At 41.1% G+C, this 20378-nt stretch carries 16 protein-coding genes; 3 read left to right on the top strand and 13 right to left on the bottom strand.

What is annotated here, in order from left to right:
* Positions 1-148: 148 nt before the first annotated feature.
* The 13 genes from AC3D28_RS02465 to AC3D28_RS02405 form a co-directional block, all read right to left on the bottom strand.
* A complete protein-coding gene (locus AC3D28_RS02465; RefSeq protein ID WP_098416068.1) occupies positions 149-568 on the bottom strand; it encodes a CBS domain-containing protein in 420 nt (139 codons plus the stop codon).
* Between the two features lie 277 nt (positions 569-845).
* A complete protein-coding gene (locus AC3D28_RS02460; protein ID WP_488535414.1) occupies positions 846-1580 on the bottom strand; it encodes a TrmH family RNA methyltransferase in 735 nt (244 codons plus the stop codon).
* Between the two features lie 444 nt (positions 1581-2024).
* On the bottom strand, positions 2025-2732 hold the full coding sequence (locus AC3D28_RS02455) for a 2'-5' RNA ligase family protein (protein WP_078927637.1): 708 nt from the start codon (positions 2730-2732) through the stop codon (positions 2025-2027).
* 393 nt (positions 2733-3125) lie between these two features.
* Positions 3126-4382, bottom strand: a complete 1257-nt coding sequence (locus AC3D28_RS02450; RefSeq protein WP_488535413.1) for a sensor histidine kinase — start codon at positions 4380-4382, stop codon at positions 3126-3128.
* The gene (locus AC3D28_RS02445) at positions 4382-5056 is read right to left on the bottom strand and encodes a response regulator transcription factor (protein WP_488535412.1); all 675 of its coding nucleotides are present in this window, start codon (positions 5054-5056) and stop codon (positions 4382-4384) included. The genes AC3D28_RS02450 and AC3D28_RS02445 overlap by 1 nt, the downstream gene beginning before the upstream one ends.
* Before the next feature lie 125 nt (positions 5057-5181).
* Positions 5182-6138: an IS1595-like element ISVal3 family transposase gene (locus AC3D28_RS02440; RefSeq protein WP_086558361.1), complete on the bottom strand. Its 957-nt coding sequence runs from the start codon at positions 6136-6138 to the stop codon at positions 5182-5184.
* Positions 6139-6265: 127 nt separating this feature from the next.
* Positions 6266-8230: an LTA synthase family protein gene (locus AC3D28_RS02435; RefSeq protein WP_488535411.1), complete on the bottom strand. Its 1965-nt coding sequence runs from the start codon at positions 8228-8230 to the stop codon at positions 6266-6268.
* Entirely contained in the window at positions 8218-8592 is a 375-nt protein-coding gene (locus tag AC3D28_RS02430) for a diacylglycerol kinase (protein WP_488535410.1), read from the bottom strand. The genes AC3D28_RS02435 and AC3D28_RS02430 overlap by 13 nt, the downstream gene beginning before the upstream one ends.
* A gap of 23 nt (positions 8593-8615) precedes the next feature.
* Entirely contained in the window at positions 8616-10208 is a 1593-nt protein-coding gene (locus AC3D28_RS02425; RefSeq protein ID WP_488536036.1) for a phosphoethanolamine transferase, read from the bottom strand.
* Between the two features lie 910 nt (positions 10209-11118).
* Positions 11119-11724, bottom strand: a complete 606-nt coding sequence (gene cas6f / locus AC3D28_RS02420) for a type I-F CRISPR-associated endoribonuclease Cas6/Csy4 (RefSeq protein WP_488535409.1) — start codon at positions 11722-11724, stop codon at positions 11119-11121.
* 8 nt (positions 11725-11732) lie between these two features.
* Positions 11733-12764, bottom strand: coding sequence for a type I-F CRISPR-associated protein Csy3 (gene csy3 / locus AC3D28_RS02415; protein ID WP_488535408.1), 1032 nt, complete (start codon positions 12762-12764; stop codon positions 11733-11735).
* A 6-nt stretch (positions 12765-12770) separates the two neighbouring features.
* A complete protein-coding gene (locus tag AC3D28_RS02410) occupies positions 12771-14858 on the bottom strand; it encodes a type I-F CRISPR-associated protein Csy2 (RefSeq protein WP_488535407.1) in 2088 nt (695 codons plus the stop codon).
* 2 nt (positions 14859-14860) lie between these two features.
* Positions 14861-16072, bottom strand: a complete 1212-nt coding sequence (locus AC3D28_RS02405; RefSeq protein ID WP_372021598.1) for a TniQ family protein — start codon at positions 16070-16072, stop codon at positions 14861-14863.
* Between the two features lie 415 nt (positions 16073-16487).
* Here AC3D28_RS02405 and AC3D28_RS02400 point away from each other — a divergent pair, with 415 nt between their 5' ends.
* The 3 genes from AC3D28_RS02400 (at position 16488) to AC3D28_RS02390 (ending at position 20121) form a co-directional block, all read left to right on the top strand.
* Positions 16488-17090: a hypothetical protein gene (locus AC3D28_RS02400; protein ID WP_488535406.1), complete on the top strand. Its 603-nt coding sequence runs from the start codon at positions 16488-16490 to the stop codon at positions 17088-17090.
* Positions 17091-17227: 137 nt separating this feature from the next.
* Complete coding sequence (locus AC3D28_RS02395; RefSeq protein ID WP_146075931.1) at positions 17228-18265, top strand: DUF5677 domain-containing protein; 1038 nt, start codon at positions 17228-17230, stop codon at positions 18263-18265.
* Positions 18266-18591: 326 nt separating this feature from the next.
* The gene (locus tag AC3D28_RS02390) at positions 18592-20121 is read left to right on the top strand and encodes an SNIPE associated domain-containing protein (protein WP_488535405.1); all 1530 of its coding nucleotides are present in this window, start codon (positions 18592-18594) and stop codon (positions 20119-20121) included.
* The last annotated feature ends 257 nt before the right edge of the window (positions 20122-20378 follow it).

Here is a 20378-nt window from a genome sequence, read left to right as displayed (position 1 = left end):
TACTGGTATAGGCTTTGTACCTGTGACCAAGGATAAACCTTAGAGTCAGCTCCAAGGTCAAGTTTTTTTTGATGAAAAGTTATTATTGTTGTTGGTGAATACAAAAAAAGACGCCGAAGCGTCTTTATCGATAGAACATGGCTGCCAACTAAACAGGGTGTTTGAAACAATCACTGAACGTTATTCCAATCGCTCTCAATACATCTCGCCTAGTGATGACCCCAACCAGCTTCCCTTTATCATCCACAACTGGGTACATTTTAGGCTTACCGACTTTCATCATATCCGCCAACTCAATAATCGACATTTCCGGCGACACCGACAAAACATCATCATGCATACATTCCTCTACTGTATGCGTGTCTTGGCAGTAATAACTCGCTTTCACCAACTTATCTAACAAATCTTGCTCTGATAAGAATCCAACAACCTTTTTGTTCTCATCAATGACGGGACCACCTAGTGTTACACTTTGCATTACCTTGTTCAAAGCAGCCGTGAGTGACATATTTTTAGTAAAGGTCACCGCTTGTAACGTCATGTAATCTTTTACTTTTAATGAATGCATTCTTATCTCCTTAGCGGCATTTTTATTGCGGCCTTTAGGTAAGTGTCGCCTAATTTTCTGAATTTACTAAATGGAAATGAGTAATTTTATTCATAGATGCAGACTATTGATCTCTATCCAAAATCATTTATTAAATGGTGACAAAAGAACTAGTTGCCTATTTGTCCCCTTCAAAGTCAGTAAAATAAAAGCAGAAACATTCATTAGGTAAGTGCAAAATACAAAAAAGCCAGTCAACACGACTGGCTTTTTTTGTTATTCAACTCGCTGGATTAATCTAAGTGTGCTGGCGGCGCATATTATCTAGAATAATGCCCGTGGCCATCGCCACGTTGAGTGATTCCGCACCACCGAATGCTGGAATAGTAATCTTATTCGTTACAAATTTCGCGGCGTCTTCGCGCACGCCGTGGGATTCGCTGCCCATTAACAGGATACCTTCTGCTGAGAATTCAGTGTTATGTACACTCTCCCCTTCCAAAAACGCGCCATACACAGGCAACTGAGCTTGCTGTAAGTAACTGGGCAAATCCACTTGGCTCACTTGTACGCGGCCAAAACTTCCCATGGTGGCACTGATGGTTTTAGGGTTATATGGGTCAGCACAATCTGTACTCGCAACAATGTGTTCGACCCCATACCAATCTGCAACGCGGATGATCGTACCTAAATTGCCTGGGTCAGAAACACCATCAAGCGCGATCATCAACCCTTTGGTTGGTGGCTCTTTGACATTGGGAATCTCAACGACCGCTATTGCCGCGTTATTGCTTACTAGAGTGCTCGCTTTCGTTAGCTCGTCTAAAGACGCTTGAATACAATCGAAACCACTCAGCTTTTGAGAGTTGTGTTGTAAGAACTCCGATGTAGCAAAAATGTGTTTGACTCTCAGCGGACTGCTCGCTAACTCCAACACATTCTTTTCACCCTGAACAAGGAATAAGCCATGTGCTTTACGCTGTTTCTTTTGACCCAAAGCACGAAGCAGTTTTAATTGGTTTTTTGAAATCATTACAATATCCTGGGTGACAATGATTATTTGACGAATGTTACACAAGCAGTCTTCACGAGGCTTGGATACAAAGCGAACGTGATTATAGATTAAAGCAGACAAAGCCAAAAGAGGCAGCAGAAACGAAAAAGCCCTGCGATCAACGCAGGGCTTTCAAGGTGATGCCTGCAAAGTAAGTTAGCATAGTCCGAACTAGCTTTCAAACAGCTACAAAACTATTTGCAGCATAAGTTCGCATAAAATTGCATCAAAAGCTTGCATATTTAGCTAACGATTTAAGTTCAACGTTGTAAAATTACCACATTATAATCAGTCCCTCGAGGACATAGTGGACAACATAGTGGACATGTATGTAACAAACTTTTGGACATAAACGCGTTAGATTAATGACTCTAACGCGCTTATCTGAGATTAGATAAAGTATCTTGAAACCTTAAACACTTGTTATACGCGTGGTTGGTCTGCCACTGAACCCTTAGCCAGACATTTAGTGACGACCAAGTTTTGATACCAATTGTTAAACACCAACTCAAAGTCTTTCAAAACGAAGCTACCAAAATCATAATTTCGATACTGCTGACACAACGCTAAAAGTTGCTGACCATCACTAATTGGGAGCTTAAAACGAATAAGAGAACTATGAGCTGTGACCAATTTATAACGACTATCAAAAGTTACCCTTAACCCTGCGTCACTTAGTTGAGTCCTAAGGTTATTTCTGAACTGCTCTAAAGCGTTACTGGTAGGAAAACCTTGAAGCACAATACAATTGGGAGATGCACTAACACCATGATATTTTATTTCTATCAGTTGTGTTGTTTTCAATACCGAAATGAATATATCAGCATACGCCTGAATATTGATTTCGTTTAGATCGAATTTTGGAACGCATGAAATGACCGATAAAACAGTAAGGTGAAGCTCATCAAGCGGATGATAATACTGATTAGGTTCAATTTCTCGCACTGCTTGCTGAAATTTGATGATTTCATTGAGGACAGCACTATTACCCTGCTTTAAGTATGCTAAAGCTGTGATACCCCTACGAGTATCACTAGTAGTGTCTAGTAAATGAGCGTCTAACTCATAATCATTCTGAACTGTCGCCTGCTCAAACCTTTGCCACATCTGATCATAGATACTCTGAATCATAATTCCCTCAAAAAGCGTATAACGCTTTCTATGCGGCTTTTAGCCGTCTTTCATATTCCTATGATGCAACCTTTTTAATACCACATCAACGTGTAATCAATAGGTTAATGAAAGTTAACGGAGGTTAGATTGCATGATGCCTTATAATTTCAGAAAAATGCTGCTACCCAAACTCCTTCGGATAACTTTTGATAGGGGAAAGTACTGTGAACTAAGTGAGCGAGAACTTTTGATCTGAATTGTTTTGGGGCACAAATGAGTCAGCTCAGACCAAGCTGACTCGAAGATGGACAGAACCTTCTTAGAGTAATCACTTAAATTAGCAAAATACGGATAACTTTAAGTATGGACACTCTACAAACCAAACGTTCTGGCCTTGAACAAAAAAGATTACTAAAAAGTTATCAATGCTTCACAACCCGAAGTAGAGCGGTTACGAATAGAGAAGCTCCATTGATATCTTCGACATAAATCTTCAACGATTAGTAACCCTAACCCATGTCCATCTTGGTTAGGCACTTCATTTAGACCCGAACCATTATCCCGAATAATTAATGAGTCTGCGGATACTTCTAGGGTTATTGTTCCCTCCGGAGTTGCGGCAATTGCGTTCCTCAATAAGTTTCCTACCACCATATTAAGCACGGCTGGCGCTGCTTTGATCGATGGGCTTTGGATAAACGTCAGTTCAACATCGATATTTTTATCTTTTGCCTGAGCACTGTTGAGCTCAATGATGTTCTCAAACTCGTCTTGGCTTACCTTTCTCTCAACAGTTTCATCTTCACTGCGTTCATAGCGCACAAGTCCTAACAATGCATCAACCATCGTGGTCATCTGTAACGTGGCTTCATTTATACGAACGACCTGCCTCTTTTGGAAATCGTCAGACACCTTTCGTTCTAACAAGTTACTCGCGCCTTTTACTATGGTTAACGGTGTTCTCAGTTCATGGCTGGCATATCGGGCAAATGCCTGTTCACGCTTTAACAAACTATGAATGTCATGACGATATTGATTGAGCTGATCCGCTAAAATCTGAAATTCACTGGCACCACCTGTAGGAATATCAAACACATGAGCGCTATTACCGCTTTGTTCAGTTAATTGCTCTATCAAATGATTAATGGGAGTTATCAAGCGTTGCGTTAAACGATTCAACAATAGTCCGAAGACAAGCAATAACCCAGCAATACTAGTGATCACTATAAGACTGGCATACACTGTTTCATATACACCAAATTCAATTTGATTGATATCAGATAGCAATATAACGGGTTTTCTTTCTCCATTATTCGTGTAGTAGCTAAAGTAAAGCATGAGTGATTCGGCTCCATATCCGACCTCACCAACATAATAATCTCTGCCTTCAAAGTACTTATGGAATCTTGAAGGAACCAAACTGATATCATTATAAGCATGAGTGAGAACGTCTATGGAGATTTCACCATTTTCTCCATCAATAAATCGCTGTATTGCTTCATTCTTATCTAGTTCAATACGGCGCTCCCCAACTCTATCTTCAGACCAATTTAAGGCAGCAAAAAAAATCGTGTAGCTGACTAACCCCATTACGAGGGCGACAATCGTAAAAAATATCGCCAATTGACTCGTTAGGGTGCGAGTGCTGGTAAAATTAGATTGCTTCATTATGCTTTCCCCAATCGAAAACCCACTTTGGGAACCGTAATCAACATGGAGGTAGCAAATGGCTTATCTAACTGAACTCGCAACTGATAGATATGACTGCGCAATATGTCATTACTGGGCTCATTGTCTTGCCAAAGCATACTCGTAATCTCATTGCGCGTGACAATATCAGGAGCACGTTGGCAAAGTAACTCTAATATTGAGTAGGTCGTTGGGTTTAAATTAAGCGCAATACCTTCACGATAAGCTTTATGGGTCTTCTGATCGATATGTAAGTTACCAAACTCTAAGTGCGTTTCTGTCACTGTGCGTCGGTAGCGTTTGATTAACGCTTCTAATCGAGCGCCTAGAATGTCGAGATCGAACGGTTTAGTTAAGTAATCGTCTGCTCCATATTTGAAGCCATTTAATATATCATTCCGGCTATCCAATGCAGTTAACATCAGCACTGGAGTTTCATTCCCAGCCTCTCTAAGCTTCTCACAGACCGTTAAACCGTCCATGCGTGGAAGCATAAGATCCAGGATGATGGCATCAAATTCTATTTCTAAAGCGAGTTTAAGACCGAGCTCTCCATTGTCGGCATAATCAAGTTCAATTTTTTCACTTTCGAAGTAGTCAAACAAGATCCCAGCAACTTCTCTATTGTCTTCTACTATTAACACTTTTTTCATATCAGCTCGTTCTTTATCTTATGCATATCGGATAGTTATATGCTTAGTTCTCAGTGATTTTGAAAGACCGAAGACAATCGCAGATCATCATTACACGTAGAGATAGGAATGGTCTTTTAAAAAGGCTATGTTCCCTTTAATTGTTGCTGAAGACTTAACATCCTGTTTTCATTAAGTTCTTCAGTAACTTCCATGTAACGGTGCCAACCAAGGTAATGATCTAGGTACTTCGTTGCTACTCCATGGAATCGCTTCATCCATTCTTTGGTGCGACTGTGATAAGCATTCACATTTTGAACATGAAAAACTCGGTCAATGACCTTTAATCCTGCGGATATATTGAGTTGCTTATGCACTAAGTCATTGTTAAGGCATAAACTAATGTAAGACTTATGGCCATCAGTACAGAGCACACTATCTTTTTCTAGCTTGCCTGCTAACTCTTTGGCTAGTGTTTCTTCTTTTACATCAGGCAAGATTGACTCAAACGTGTGCTTACCTCGGTCTCTGACCGTTAAAACTGGAACCCAATCCTCCTTAGAGCGACCACGCTTATGCGCTCTCATTCCTCGTTTTCTTGGTTTACGTGTTAGCTTTTTTGAGCCTTTTTCAGAGTACGGAAATAGAGTTTCATCTGCTTCAATGATCCCCTCAAGCTTTGATGCGTTTAGCGTTGCAGGGAATTCAAGGAAGCGATGACGCCAGCGAAATGATGTTTTCAGGTTGATACCACACTCTTTAGCACTGACACGCAGCACTTTACTATCAAGCATACACTTCATGTAGTTAACCCATTGTTCTTTGTAACGCAATCGAGCAAGAGGCGTACCTGTCGTAGCGACAAATGTTTTTAGGCAGTTTTTGCAGCGATATCGCTGCATATCATTAACCTTGCCATGGCGATTTATGAGTGAACTATGGCAGTGAGGGCATTCAGGGGAGTCAACGACTCTTTGTTCAAGTTCACGAATGACTTGCGAGACAGGTTCAACCCCTCTCAAGAATTGTTCGAGTAGTACAGATTGATTATCGGTGAGCTTGGGTAGCAGTTTTATAAGCTTGTGGAACTGTGACTGAAGCATAGGAGTTCCCTCCAATCGTTGCCTACTTTAAGTATAACAACAGTTAAAGGGAACATAGCCTTTAAAAAATTTGACCCGAAGCTTTTGTTCGGGTCAAAAATGAATCACTATCTAAATTCACTATTAGTTAGTTATTAGCATGGGAATACCATCCCTTTTTATAAGCCATACTGCCAAAATTAGCATAGGCATGCGCTTCCTTGGTCAGAGCTTGATCAAGCTGAGTCGCGATAAGTTTTTTACCATCTACCAAGAAAGTTTTTGGTGTTTTATCAGGTTGAAAAATTACCGCCTTGCCATTTTTAATATACGCAAAGTTCTTATCATATTGCAGCATTGCTCTCAATTGAGAATCATCTAATGGCTTAGTGAAGTCGTTACCCAGCATTGGGTGCTCTCCGGAAGCTCCTATCAATGACAGGAGTGTTGGGGCAAGATCAAGCTGGCTAGCTAGCCGAGCATCCTCTCGATGCTCCACATCGTTGCCAAAAATAACAGCAGGGATATGGAAGTGACCAACGGGGACTAAACTCGCACCAGACACACGGGAATCATGATCAGCTACAACCACGAATATCGTATCTTTCCAGTATTCCGATTGTTTTGCCTTTTCAACAAATTGTCCCAAAGCATAATCAGAATATTTAGCGGCATTATTACGAGTTTGTTTTTGACTGTCGTACTGTGAAATTTTTCCATCTGGATAATCGTACGGAGAATGATTCGACGAAGTAAATACAAGGCTAAAGAATGGCTTACCTTGTTTATGTAGCTCGGTGAATTCTTTATTCGCTTGATCATACAAATCTTCGTCAGATGCGCCCCAAGAGCCGTTAAAATCTATTTTGTCGAAATCACTGCCTTGAACAATATCTTGAAAACCATTACCTAAAAAGAATGTCTTCATATTATCGAAATGCGCTTCACCGCCGTAAATGAACTGTGTGTTGTATCCCTGCTCACCAAGAAAACTAGCTAAAGTAAAAAAGTTTTGCTGAGATTTGCCTAGCTTAACAACAGAGCGTGCCGGGGTTGGGGTAAACCCAGTCACGACAGCTTCAATCCCTCTAACAGAACGGGTACCTGTCGCGTATAAGTGGGTAAAGTTCCATCCCTCATCCATGATTTTGTCTAGATTAGGCGTTAGTGGCAATCCTCCCAGCTTTCCTACGTATCTCGCTCCTAAGCTTTCTTGCAGCAAAATAACTAAATTTTTCTTACGATTAGGAAAACTAGAGGTATGCATCGTTTTCGTTGGAAGAAGAGGATAAGAGAACTCAGCATATGGGTTTTGTAAAGTGCTGCGAACTTGATCAAGCAGCTCATCTTGCCCGAGAGCACCATAAAATTCAGCACTCGACATTTCACTTTTTGCTTGTTTCCACGCAAATGCAACTGAATAAGCAGAATTTAAACTGAGATCATTTAACAAGTGATCCGTTGAAAATGCCACCAATGCCGGGTTTATCGGGCGATGTTCTAATGTACCACGGGCACCTAGAATAAGAAGGCACGCAATAGCTAGTTGCATCGCCAATTGCTGTATAAGCGCCCCTTTGGTCTCTGTAGGCCAAACAATATCGAACACTTTACTCAACAATCGGGCTGCGATGAATAGCCCTGCTATGGTGACTAAAATTTCTATTTTGTAACCCGAAATCAGCATCGAAAAGACTTCTTTTGGGTAGACCAGATAATCGATAAACAATCGGTTTGGACGCAAGTCATATTCGAGAATGAACGTGGGAGTAATCAGTTCAAAGAACAAAAACAACATGCAGCCACCCACTAAGTAAACTTTTAGAGGTAGGCGAAGGTAGTGAGTCGCTTTTAGCAATGTTGCCAGCATTATCAGCAACAATGCTGGTACTAGCAAATAACACACTGCCGAAATATCAATGCGAAAACCACCGAGAAAAATTTGGCCATAATCAACAGAGGCAAACGCACGCTCACTCTGCCATAACGAAAGCATCAATCGCGAAGCACTTAACAATATCAAATCAATCAAAGCAAAGCACAGCACCGGCAGTAATGTGCCCATTTTTAGTTTTGAATCGTCATTGCTCTGCGTTGAAATTAGCGCAACCATAGAACCGTTCCCCAAATAGCCAGAGAACAAATCATGCTCAATAGTACTAGAGCGGAACCAATGTTCTTAGCTACGCCAGATAACGTGTGATACTCCAACCCTACTCGGTCAACCACTGCCTCAATTGCGGTATTCACCATTTCGGCAAACAGCACTGATACCATGCCCAACATAATTAATAAGGTATGCATCGCGGGTAAATCCAGCCAAAATGCAAACGCAGATAGAGGTACAAAAAGCATTAGTTCTTGTTGGAAGGCAGCTTCGTTTTTACAAAGCCATTTGAAGCCGTTAAAGCTATGGACAAAGGTATAAATAATACGATGAATACCTTCACGTTTAATGATAATTTCTTGTTGCATGTTTACGGTACTCTATAAAATGGTTATGAATCTAAGCGGCAGCTGTATGTGATATCCAGTTCTGAATCTTGAACTTCTGTCTGAACACCATACACTCCAAGCAAGCTATGAAATAAGTTGTCGTGTGATAATGTGTATTTCTGTGCTTTTTCTTTAAGACATTGAGTACTTAGCCCTTTTTGCTGAGCATACTCTTCTGGCATCCACATTAACCAAGGCACTTGTGTTTGCTCCTTCGGTGCTATCGCATAAGGTGTACCGTGCAAATACAGCCCACCTTCACCCAGTGATTCACCATGATCAGAGATATAGGTCATCATGACGTTATAGTCGTTCGACACGCTTTTCAGTTCATCAATCACTTGGGATAGTACATAGTCGGTATACACCAGTGTATTGTCGTAAACATTAACGATTTGCTTGTCGTTACAGTTTTCAATGTCGCTACGATTACAAGCAGGTTGGAACGGTGCTTGAGCATTAGGGTAACGCTGCCAGTAAGTCGGGCCATGGCTACCTATCGTATGCAAAACCAACAACTTGTTACGAGAGCCATCATCGATAAACTGTTTGGCATCTTTAAGCATCGCAACATCAAAACAAGTTGGACCGTTGCAATTGTCATTTTTAAGCGATGCATCGATGGAAATGTAAGTTAGATTTTGAGCGACACCTTTATCGCCACCGTCATTATCAATCCACATGACATCAACTCCTGCGTGTTGAAGTACGTTGAGTACGTTATCCTGAGCAGCTGCGCGGGGTTTATTGAAAGAATTGCGAGTCATATGGGAGAACATACACGGAACGGACAAAGCTGTGTAAGTGCCACACGATGAGACGTCCTGAAAAGCAATTAAGTCCATATCTCTCGTGTACGGATTGGTATCTCGATCATATCCGTTATAAGCAAAGTTCATTGCTCGTGCAGTCTCACCTAAGACGACGACCATCAACGTTGGTTTTCCGTTAGCAACTTCAACCACCTTCGCATCTGTACCTAACGTTTGGTAAGCCAGTTTAGTTTCGAAATAGGTTTTCTTAAGGTATTTCGCGCCATTGTAGATGTGGGCAGGATTAATCATTTTGTTTAAGTAACTATTATTGCGGCCTACTGAGGCGTAATCTTTGTAACAAGTCTCTGCAATAAGACCAATACCAACGACAGCGACTAGAACAAGACCAACTCTGGAGAGAAGAGCATGTTTCCAATTTTGAAACGGTGTTATACGAACGGCGGCTATGAAGCCACAAGGTACGACACCAAAAGCGAATAAATAAAAGGCTGTCGTATAATTGAGGTAGAAAAAGGCTTCAGATGAGTTAGTTTCAAACACACTTTCCATCATAGTGGAATCAAACATGGTCTGAAAATTTAACGCCGCGTACAATGCGACAGCAGAGGTAAATAGCACAAAAAACATAAACGGCTTAAAAATGTAAGACCAAGAAAATGCTGAGAAAATAATAATAAATGCACAGGTCAGTAACACCGGCGCGGTATAAGGGAAGACAGGATTAGAAACGTCTGAACTCAAATTAAAAATAGTTTTCAGTACGGGATAATTCATCACAGTACCAAAATATACAGCACATAATATAACGAGTGTTGTCATATGCATCGGAATGCGGTACGTAGGCAATTTTTTTATTAACATCATCAATGATAAACCTGGTGATATTTCTTATGGACATAGGAATTTAGCTATTTCAGAACTAGTGAATAAAATGGAACAGACTTTCACAATTCTGAGGTAGGGTTAGTATTGCAATTGATGTGTAAAAAAATTGTCGACAACGGTATTTCTGGTGCACCAGCTTTCCTCTCACTGCCTGATTATATTGAAACTTAAGCCTGCATCGCATCACTGGTATTTTTTGCTATTAGCGACTTCGAATGTCTTGTCGAGATATTAAGTACCTGTGAATTCAGATAAAGATAAGTTCTAGCCGACTCAATTAATGTAATGGCATATTGGAGTTAGAAAATCCCAATAGTTTCGGTTCTATTAAAGATAACTGACACTAATCAGTTAAAACTAATCTAGTAAGAAGAGCTCAACGGACTTCACTTTAAAGAAGACCCCAAACTATCATCACTTTGATTAGAAAAATTAGGTCTATACAACGCCAGAAAGAAGCGCCCTAATTCTTTGGCTGACAAACAATGGGGCAGAAACGTGCTAGCTGTAATTTTGCTATCACAAAATGTAATGAATAAAGCCGATTATAAAAAACCATCAAGCCTAAACTTGATGGTTTTGCTTCTAACTGCTTGTTCAGCAGGTCGGTTGCTTTCTTCCTGACCTATTCTTAGCTGCCTATGCGGCAGGACACGGGTAGTAGAAAAGGGGTACTCAACACTTGAAAATTCTTAGCTGCCTATGCGGCAGGACACTGTAGAATATAGTCTCTAACCATCTGATTCTGCGTGCTTAAAGTCACAATTCATCAAAATAACCTTTTTCTTCGTGCTTTTGTAAGTGCTTGTTTTTATTTATCTAAAAAACAGCTTTAGAGAAAGGGTCAAAAACGTAACTCAGGTACCGTGCCTTTTCTTTCTTGATTGCTGGCTAAACCATAGCTATTAAAGTTTGCTGCACCGCGCTCACCGACAAACTCCTTTTGTACAAACAACATATAATCTTCCCCAGATGAACCGCTGGAGATTGGTATTCGATGGAAGCTATCGACGACACGCTCTTCATTAGTGACTGGTAATGATGTTCCAGCATCAAGTAGTTCGGCTCTCGCCATGCTACGTTTAATTCGACGTTTCTTGGAACCCAGAAAGCTTTTCCCAATCGTTTGATTACGGGTAAACCTCACCTCTAAAGCATTGTCTGGTACCTCACATACGCTGGAAATCTCAAATAAACCTTCATTTACCATCAAAGAAAAATAGGGCTGAAAAGAGAGTCCAGTCATCATCTCTTTATCTTCCGCAACAAAGGCTATGGTTTGACCAACCGTAGATTCATTCCAATCAGGGAAGCTCACGCCTATTTTATTGATGGCTTGTCGGTTATTGACCATAAACAGATGCATTTGAGATATACAACGCCCTGCTAACAGCTCACAGTCGGCTTGAACAGGGGTATAACGTATGTAGAAGTAGTAACGCTTCGTCATAGTCATCCTTACTTCGCTTTGGAGCAATTGAAGAGACCACCCTTGATCAAGACCGACATAATAAAGTGCACTTCATTTGGGATGGTCTGTGAAGCTGTCATTGTCTCAATCCAATTCTCTGTATTTCTGACTAATTGGTAAAAGTCATTTCCATGGGAAACATGTCGCCTTGCTATAACGTATTCTCGATCTGCCCCATATTCGTTCACTCTTAATGGTTTATCTGCTTCTTCATGCCACCAATCGTCAATCGATTGCAATGCTGCACCAATTTTCTGACCATGAAAAGCAACAGTTTCTTCTCCGTTCAATAATTCTACGGTAGCTAACTGCTTAGTAGGAGCACCATCTTCTCGATCATCCAAGAACTCTTGGCTTGGGTAAACCTCATCCCCCCAACCGACTCCAATTTTAGCTTTAACATCCATGTAGAAATATTCGGTTGGGTCAGACAGGGCTCGCGTCAAATAAGTTGTAAGTTTTTCTAGGCATTCCGATGAAGCTTCATCCCAATGACCATACCAAGAAAGCCTTGTTACATTCTCGACAATCAAGGTTTGTGAATCACTGGTGGTCACCTCTATCGACAATGTTCGACACTCTCTGTTTCTCCAAAGCCAAGTACCAAGCAGAATGTTCTTCGCGTATCGTAGAGCAAGTTCCTGATACCCATTGAGCTCTTCATATGTTTTAGCCAGTAACAAAAGTTTAGAGCGCACTTCATCATCACTACAGGTATCTGGAGTTAGAGAGTTAGCTCGAATTCGAAGAGGGAATGCACAGTAGATATCATCAACACCAGGTTTGACATAACACTCTTCGATGAACTGAGGGTTGGAGTATGCTAAGTCTTGTGGAGCAACATTCTTTTCTACGAATTTGCCCCCTTTATATGCTTCTGCATAACCACCTTTTGGTGCGCGCAACCTAGTCCTATCAATTTCAAGGGGGCACATCTCACCACTTTTAGATAGATAGTAGAAATATGCTTTGCCAGCAGAGAGTGATCGAACGTAGTTCAGCTGAGTGCAAAGTTCCATAAACGATTAATCCCTATAGTTTTTTATAAGAATAGTTTCGCTACTGCATTCTATCGACCAAAAGGCATGGTTGAAAAAGTGATCTCTTCCACTAAAACGTACTTCTATCGGATTTACTTTCTTAGCTAACCCTATCGCATTTTCTGCATAGGCGTGACAATCGGTGATCGAGTTGCACCGTTTAGTTGGACGTTCTAACAAATGGTAGCCAATCGAAACCGGCAAATTATCAGCGTCTTTCGTTATTAAACACTCTAGTTCATCAAAGCTACTCGGCTGGCTCTCACTTGGATATAACCATCGCCCGTATGCTGGTAACCCTTTCAAAACATGGAAAAGCTCGCTCCTGCTAGTAAAGGTTCTAAGCCACTCAATCTGCGCCGATAGTTGTGGTTGGTATAGCCCCCCTCCGGCGAAAGCAACGGGAAGTGCCGTTTTAAGAGCTGATTTAAAGTCTGATATTCTACTATCACTATGAACTCTAATAACTAAATCTATTTCTAGGTCCGCCAATCCTTCACTACGAATGGTTGGCCGTTTAGCGTTCGAAATCGTTCTAGCTTTGGCGACAGAGTTAGGTTCGGTAAGTTTCGCTGTCTGTTGAATGTTCTCGCTTCGAACATAAAAAGAGAAACTCGAAAACTCAAACGGGGAGTCACAATTAACTAACTTATTAAACTCTCTTTGATAGAGGTGCATAAAGCCCCAAATAGCCGTCAAAGAAGGAACACCACACATATATGGGCTACTCATTGCGACCGCATCTTGCGCCCTCATTGATGACAAATAGATATACTGCTCACCCGTTACCTTATCTTCATTGCCATTTGGTTTACTGATTTGTTCGAGGATCCATATGATTTGGGCTTTGACGACCTGCATAAGCTTAGGGTGATAAGCAAACTTTGCGGCATACTTATTATTCTGAAACGTGAGATGTAAGCGGCGATTAAACTCACTAGCTAAAGAGCCTAGACCCGATTCTGGTAGCACTAAAAAGGCTTGAGCTAAAGTGTCATCATGTTCCAATTGCTGTTGGTTGGGGTCAGCGTCAACGATATCTCTTAACTCAATTAATGGAAGCATCCACAGGGCTACCTGCTTTCGCAATATCTTACTTCTAACCTTACGAGCGCTCTCCCTTTGCTTCTGTGTTTTTGATGGCTCTGAACCAATTAGATGATTTAACACCTGACAGATTTTAGCGTTAGTTACCTGATAGTCATCAAAGTAGTGGCCATTCTTTTTGCGACTTTCAGTTAATGTCCCACCTTGCGCTGGTTTGACGTCTAGCGGGTAGTTTAAGACTTTCATATGCCCACCTAAACTGCCACACAGGTTCCCGATACTTGCCGAGTTTGGCAGCGATGAAGACACAAAACTGAGCTTACTTTCCTGACTTCGCGATCTCGCCTCTAACTCGCTCTGAATAGCATGACTGACCACAGGGGTGACCGAGACATAATCATCCTCCCATGGAAACCGTAGTTGCTTGCTGTGAGTATTAACACTAACAGGGAAGCTATTTTCAGGTAGCTGTTCTACCATTGTGTTTTGTAAGCGAGCAAGAGACTTAACACCCAAACCAAACTCTTTAAGCAGATCGAGCCAAACAGGGGTTTCTTGCTGAATAAGTGAAATAAGACTCACGGACTGTGATTGCCAACGAAAAGGATTCAATAACCACAATGTATGGCGATACACTGCAGAGTTATGCGCCCACCCCAAGCGTTGCTCTAATACTGCGCTTGAAATAAATGCCTCGGTTGTAGTAAGAGGTTTTGCAATTATCCGCTGATCTTTAACTCGGCAGTCTGGAAACTTGAGATTATGAGTATGGAACCATTTGATTTCACCAAGGGACGCCTCTAGGTTCTCAGCCGCTTTTAAATGCCTTTTAGCTCGGGCAACATCCAACCAATCCAAGCATCTATCTGATTGATGGCTTGAACTGAGATTGAGCAAGATCGTTAGCGCTTCTTTTTCACACCCATCAACACAGACATCTTCCGTATAGGGCATGAACATCTTCTTTAAAGCAGACTGCTTTACTGCTTCGTCTTCAATTGTTAATAAGTCACTTAATTTCGTCATAATTACCACTCAGGTAGATACACACTTAAACCATCACTTTCAGAGCTCATTCGAGTCAACTTTGTTTCGATGACACTTCTTAAAGTAAACGCCGATTCATGACTCGCTATCTTTGTATGCATTCGCGGCCTGATCGCGGCTTTAATCTCACCAAACTCATACAGCCGATACACTTCATCCGTTGTACAAGAGAGCAATGTGGAAGCTTCTAAGGGGCTGAGCAGTACATCACCGATATTTCCTTTAGCGCTTGAAGGCACTGTTGCCACTAGCTTTGTAAAGTAAGCTAACACCTGAGTAAGTACGATATTGTGACTCAGCTGCCGACTGGGTAACTGACGGCAATCTTTAAGCAGAGCACCAAAGGCTTCATTGAAAAATACCTTCTTCCAATCTTTTACTCGAACGAGTTCTGCCTTCTCTTTCAAAGCATCGAAGTCTTGCCACAATGAGGTTGGCCAAGAGCCGCAGTATTCGATGAATGACTCAAAACTGAGGTTATCGATATCGCCATAACGATTTACATACCAAAGTAAAAAACCATCGCGCTCAGATAACGTCATTTCTCCCTTTAGTAATCCCAAGGGTTTTGAATCATTCCCTGACAACCATTGAGCAACTAATACCTCAACCTCTGGCGCATCTTCGACTGGCGAGTTTCGGAGTTCAAAACCACATTCACATTGGCTAATACTCCCGGTACTTTGGTATTCAAGCCTCGAACTACACTCAGGGCAGTGATGAATCAGTTTACAGCCATGATGTTCACAAGCTTGGTGAGAGATAAATTGCCACTGCTGGCGAATGTAAGGAGCTTCGTCAATACACAGAGGGCATATAGGCGTGAAGCGTTTGCGAAGAAAAGCATAAGGGTAATCAACCCCAAATCTATGAACAGCTTTGTATTGCGGAGAGAATTGAGCTTTTGAATGCGATAACGCTAGGCGCAGTACACCAAAGTTATTGAGCTTTAGTTGGTTCTCAAGGTGGATAAGAACCCGCACCCGCATTTGGCTTGTGGTTTGAGCGTGGTAGATATTGACTCGGTTGAGCTCTAAGGGGAAAGCACCAGCAATCGCTTCATGCTGATCCATGGTGTCGAACCAAATGTCTTCTGCGAAATGAGAAAATCGCTCGTAACCTTGCTCTTGCGATAAACGCAAAAAGAAGCTTTCAAGCGATTCATCAGAATAAAGTTGAATGTCTGTATTCACATGCCACCTAAAACTTAGATTTTCTAAGTTTTAGTATCGGAGATATTTCATGCATTGCAACCATAGAGGCCAATATATTTTGAAAAAATGCCTATGAACTCATTCAAAATACGACAGAATCTCTTGGTTATCACAACTATGATGCGAAAGAGCTAAGAAAATTCTGCCCCAAAACAATTCAGATTAAAAGTTCTCGCTCACTTAGTTCACAGTACTTTCCCCTATCAAAAGTTATCCGAAGGAGTTTGGGTAGCAGCATTTTTCTGAAATTATAAGGCATCATGCAATCTAACCTCCGTTAACTTTCATTAACCTATTGATTACACGTTGATGTGGTATTAAAAAGGTTGCATCATAGGAATATGAAAGACGGCTAAAAGCCGCATAGAAAGCGTTAGCTGCTTATGGAGTTTAAATGGCGGATTTAAAACAACCTTTAGATATTATTGAGCTTCTTAAAACGGTAGGTCCATACGCCGTAGCGTTAGGGACGACTGCTTTTGGATATGCACAAACTAAACGTGTTGCTGAAATCACTAAACAAAAAGATATAGAACTTGCACAGCTTCAACAAAGCTCGATTCGAAATACTGAAAGACTTAAAAATCAGCAAGTAGCATCAACACAGTTGCAAAAAGTATTGAGTCCAGTTTATGCCAAAACTGAGGTGATTTTACACAATTACAGTGGTTTAATTGCTAAGGAAACAGATGCTAAAACGTTAAAAGGTGATTTTGCCAGCCTAGTTTTAGACGACTATATTTCATTTTCTGTCGAAAGCAGAAAAGTAGCCTTGGCTGAAGCTATGGCAATTTGCCAGATGCTTCAAGATCATAAATCTTATGAACTAGTCGTTCGGTTTGAGTCTGCGATTACAAAAGCTTTAGGGTTAATCAATTTTTCAGGAAATCGTTCTGGTCAAGATCATTTAAATGAACTTGAAGAAGCGAGGCGTGAATATGCTCTTTTATACGTTAGTATATTTTATAGAGTGTCGAATACTGAAGAACGCAGCTAACAAACGCCTCAAGCGAGACTTCCAACGCTCGCCACTTTTGGCTTTAATGAGCTTTGAGGTTGCGGCTGGTTAGTTTTAGTCTGGTTGTTTGCGTTGTCAGCCCCTTAGGCGGGCGTTAGCACTCATAGGAGTATAAATTGACAATTGGGTATAAGTTTGGAGATATGCAAGATCAGCTTTACGAATTAGCTGAAGAACTTGGTGAGATGTCGAGTGAAAAGTTGACTGAAATAACAAAGTCCATTGCAGAGCCAATGCTCAAGAATTACCTGAATTTTTCATCTCAAAGCTACCAAAATACATTGCTAGAAAGGCGTGAATTTGAGTCTCTTAATGTAGAGAAGTGGGAGCAAGCATTTAGTCTGTTCGACAGTTATATACAATTAGCATTTGAGGTTGTTTCTGAATATAGAAAACACAATGAAGAGTCTGCCGAAAAAGCTGAAGATCATCAGTTCATAGCGTTAATTCAACTTCATGCAAAAGCAATTCTAGTGGCTCGTGAAACTCAAGCTTTAGTTTCAGCGGGTTTTGCGGATGGGGCTCTGGCTCGTTGGCGTACATCGCATGAATTAGCTGTTTGTGCGAGAGCTATTGCTTTATCTAAAGAATCGGGTTTTAGATTTCTGTTGTCTGAGCATGTAAAAAATGCCAATGGTATGCGCTGTTACGACAAATATCATCAGCGTCTAAATCATGCTCCGTTTACTGAGGAAATGCGGGAAGCAAACTTGCTTCGAGAAGCGGAAGCATTAGCAATTCTCGGTGAGGATTATGGTAGAAAAGGCGACTATGAATGGGCTAGACCTTTAGCCACAGATAATGGCATCGGCAAAAACAAATATATATCATTAAAGACGTTAGAAGAGTTAGTTGGTCTCGACCACTATCGCCCCTATTTCTCTTGGGCATGTGAAAAAAACCACGCTCCGTCTAAAGTTAACTATGCGAATTTGGGTACCAGTTGTAACGAGCAAAATCCCTTATTTCTAGTTGGCGCTAGTAGTTTTGGTCACTTGGAGCCTATTGACTGTACCGTATTATCGCTACTGTTTACTACAACAGCGTGCTTAACACCGTATCCAAGTATCGACACTATTGTGTTCAACCATGTGTTGGCTGACTTCGCAAAACAAGTTTCACAAGCGTGCCTTGTTGTTGAGAATGAGTGCTAACAAGTGTTTAAGGTTTCAAGATACTTTATCTAATCTCAGATAAGCGCGTTAGAGTCATTAATCTAACGCGTTTATGTCCAGATCTGTGCTGGCTCATTTATGCCCCATTTTCAGTTAGAGTAGGAATTCATTCACATCCTGCTCATCGGGCTTTTCCATACAAATACTAATAGAAAGCCTCGAAGCATGTTGGCACATGAAGTCAGGATGATTGACTCACATTTTCCGCACACAAATATCTCGATTGTGACATTTGCTCGGTTACACGAGAGTAGATATTAGTTATCTTATCAGTTTCATATTTAATGAGACGGTAGGGGCGGTAAATGGAACAAATTTCACTAACTTACATGCTAATAGGAGCTATAGTAATCTTGCTTGTTGTCGGGCTTTTTTGGGTAAGAAAGTCTTCAAAGCTGAGTCAGAAACTGGCAGTTACAGAAACTCAATTATCAGAGGCAGCAACAACAATCGAAGAGTATAAAGAAAAATACTCTCAGATATTTGATATTGAAGCTGAGTGCGAGCAAATCAAGGATCAGCTGAAAATTGACAAGAATGAGATAGAAGAAAAAGCGAGTCAAGCCTTACGCGAAATCGAATCCAAGAGAGACGAGGCAATTACGAAACGTCAATCTGTTGAAGAGCAGATCAGTGAACTTCAGGTCGACTACAAAAGTAAGAAAATCACTTATGACTCTTTAACTAAGCAAATCGCCATATTCAGCGAAGATATTGAGCTTATCGAACTCGGATTCTATGAGCCAAAGTTCGATTTTGATGCATCTGAAACATTCAAAGAAGAGATCAAGAAATGTAAGGAGTGCCAGAAAACCTTGTTGAGAGAGAAGTCTTCCAGTGGAGCGATACACTGCTACCGTGAATGGGCTGTCGACGGTTCTCGAACCGAAGGCAAGAAAATGACCAACAAGAGTATTCGTCTCACCGCAAGAGCCTTCAATAACGAATGTGAGGCAGCTATTGCCAACTGTACGTGGAAAAACGTTACAAAGATGGAAGAACGTATAAAGAAAGCGTTCGCCGCAATCAACCAGCTAAATGAACCGAATGCCATATCTATTACAGAGCGTTATCTCAAAGAAAAGTTAAAAGAACTCCAATTGACTTACGAATATCGTGAAAAGAAACAACGCGAGAAAGAAGAACAGGCGGAAATCAAAGCACAAATGCGTGAAGAAGCAAGAATAGAGGCAGAGATAAAAAAAGCAGAAGCGGAAGCTATAAAGGAAGAAAAACGTTATCACAAAGCTTTGGATGCTGCGAGAAAAGAGCTTGAAAAAGCTAGCGACGAAATGAAATCAGAACTAGAAAAACAGATTGCACAGTTACAGGCAAATTTAGAGGAAGCAGAGCGCAAGCACCAACGCGCTCAATCAATGGCGGAGCAAACTAAGCAAGGTCATGTTTATGTTATTTCTAACATTGGATCGTTTGGGGAAAATGTCTACAAGATAGGCATGACCCGTCGATTAGAACCAATGGATAGAGTGAAAGAGCTTGGAGATGCTTCAGTACCGTTTACCTTTGATGTACATGCAATGATTCATACTGATGATGCTCCAACTCTAGAGAAGAAACTTCACGATAAGTTTGATACTCACCGATTGAATATGATTAATCGCCGTAAAGAGTTTTTCAGTGTCTCGCTGGAAGAGATCAAACATGCGGTAAGTGACTTTACCGAGCAGTCTGTGGGGTTCATTGAAACAGCGATTGCACAGGACTATTACGAAACACAAGCGATGAACAAACAGCGCCTAGCAAGAGAAGGAAAGTTAGAAGGAGAAGAGTTATCGTCTTCCAGTGCTCTCCCCAAATTTGCTGATGTCTTGTAGAGCGCCTTATAGATTTTACTGAAAGGGGCATACAGTAATTTGAAATGTCCCACTTCGTGACAGCCTCTTCAATCTGGCACGATTATGCCCCACTCTGTTGTAGCCTCGAATGTAATACACATTTTTCCAATGTGCGTTTGGCTTACTAAAATTTATAGACAAAGTTTGAATGTTGGACTTTCTAAAATTATGCGCCATTTTGCAGTCTAACTTCCCATACATCTAGCTAACATGCTGATTATCAATTGAACTACGAT

This window comes from Vibrio sp. TAP-3B, assembly GCF_057784735.1.
This window is presented reverse-complemented; position numbering and strand designations above follow the sequence as displayed.

Excerpts from the sequence above, each read along its gene's own strand:
- AC3D28_RS02440 (WP_086558361.1), bottom strand. The coding sequence starts at position 6,138 with ATGCTTCAGTCACAGTTCCACAAGCTTATAAAACTGCTACCCAAGCTC.
- AC3D28_RS02425 (WP_488536036.1), bottom strand. The coding sequence starts at position 10,208 with ATGACAACACTCGTTATATTATGTGCTGTATATTTTGGTACTGTGATG.
- AC3D28_RS02410 (WP_488535407.1), bottom strand. The coding sequence starts at position 14,858 with ATGACGAAATTAAGTGACTTATTAACAATTGAAGACGAAGCAGTAAAG.
- AC3D28_RS02435 (WP_488535411.1), bottom strand. The coding sequence starts at position 8,230 with ATGGTTGCGCTAATTTCAACGCAGAGCAATGACGATTCAAAACTAAAA.
- AC3D28_RS02400 (WP_488535406.1), top strand. The coding sequence starts at position 16,488 with ATGGCGGATTTAAAACAACCTTTAGATATTATTGAGCTTCTTAAAACG.
- cas6f (WP_488535409.1), bottom strand. The coding sequence starts at position 11,724 with ATGACGAAGCGTTACTACTTCTACATACGTTATACCCCTGTTCAAGCC.
- AC3D28_RS02455 (WP_078927637.1), bottom strand. The coding sequence starts at position 2,732 with ATGATTCAGAGTATCTATGATCAGATGTGGCAAAGGTTTGAGCAGGCG.
- csy3 (WP_488535408.1), bottom strand. The coding sequence starts at position 12,764 with ATGGAACTTTGCACTCAGCTGAACTACGTTCGATCACTCTCTGCTGGC.
- AC3D28_RS02460 (WP_488535414.1), bottom strand. The coding sequence starts at position 1,580 with ATGATTTCAAAAAACCAATTAAAACTGCTTCGTGCTTTGGGTCAAAAG.
- AC3D28_RS02450 (WP_488535413.1), bottom strand. The coding sequence starts at position 4,382 with ATGAAGCAATCTAATTTTACCAGCACTCGCACCCTAACGAGTCAATTG.
- AC3D28_RS02445 (WP_488535412.1), bottom strand. The coding sequence starts at position 5,056 with ATGAAAAAAGTGTTAATAGTAGAAGACAATAGAGAAGTTGCTGGGATC.
- AC3D28_RS02465 (WP_098416068.1), bottom strand. The coding sequence starts at position 568 with ATGCATTCATTAAAAGTAAAAGATTACATGACGTTACAAGCGGTGACC.
- AC3D28_RS02390 (WP_488535405.1), top strand. The coding sequence starts at position 18,592 with ATGGAACAAATTTCACTAACTTACATGCTAATAGGAGCTATAGTAATC.
- AC3D28_RS02430 (WP_488535410.1), bottom strand. The coding sequence starts at position 8,592 with ATGCAACAAGAAATTATCATTAAACGTGAAGGTATTCATCGTATTATT.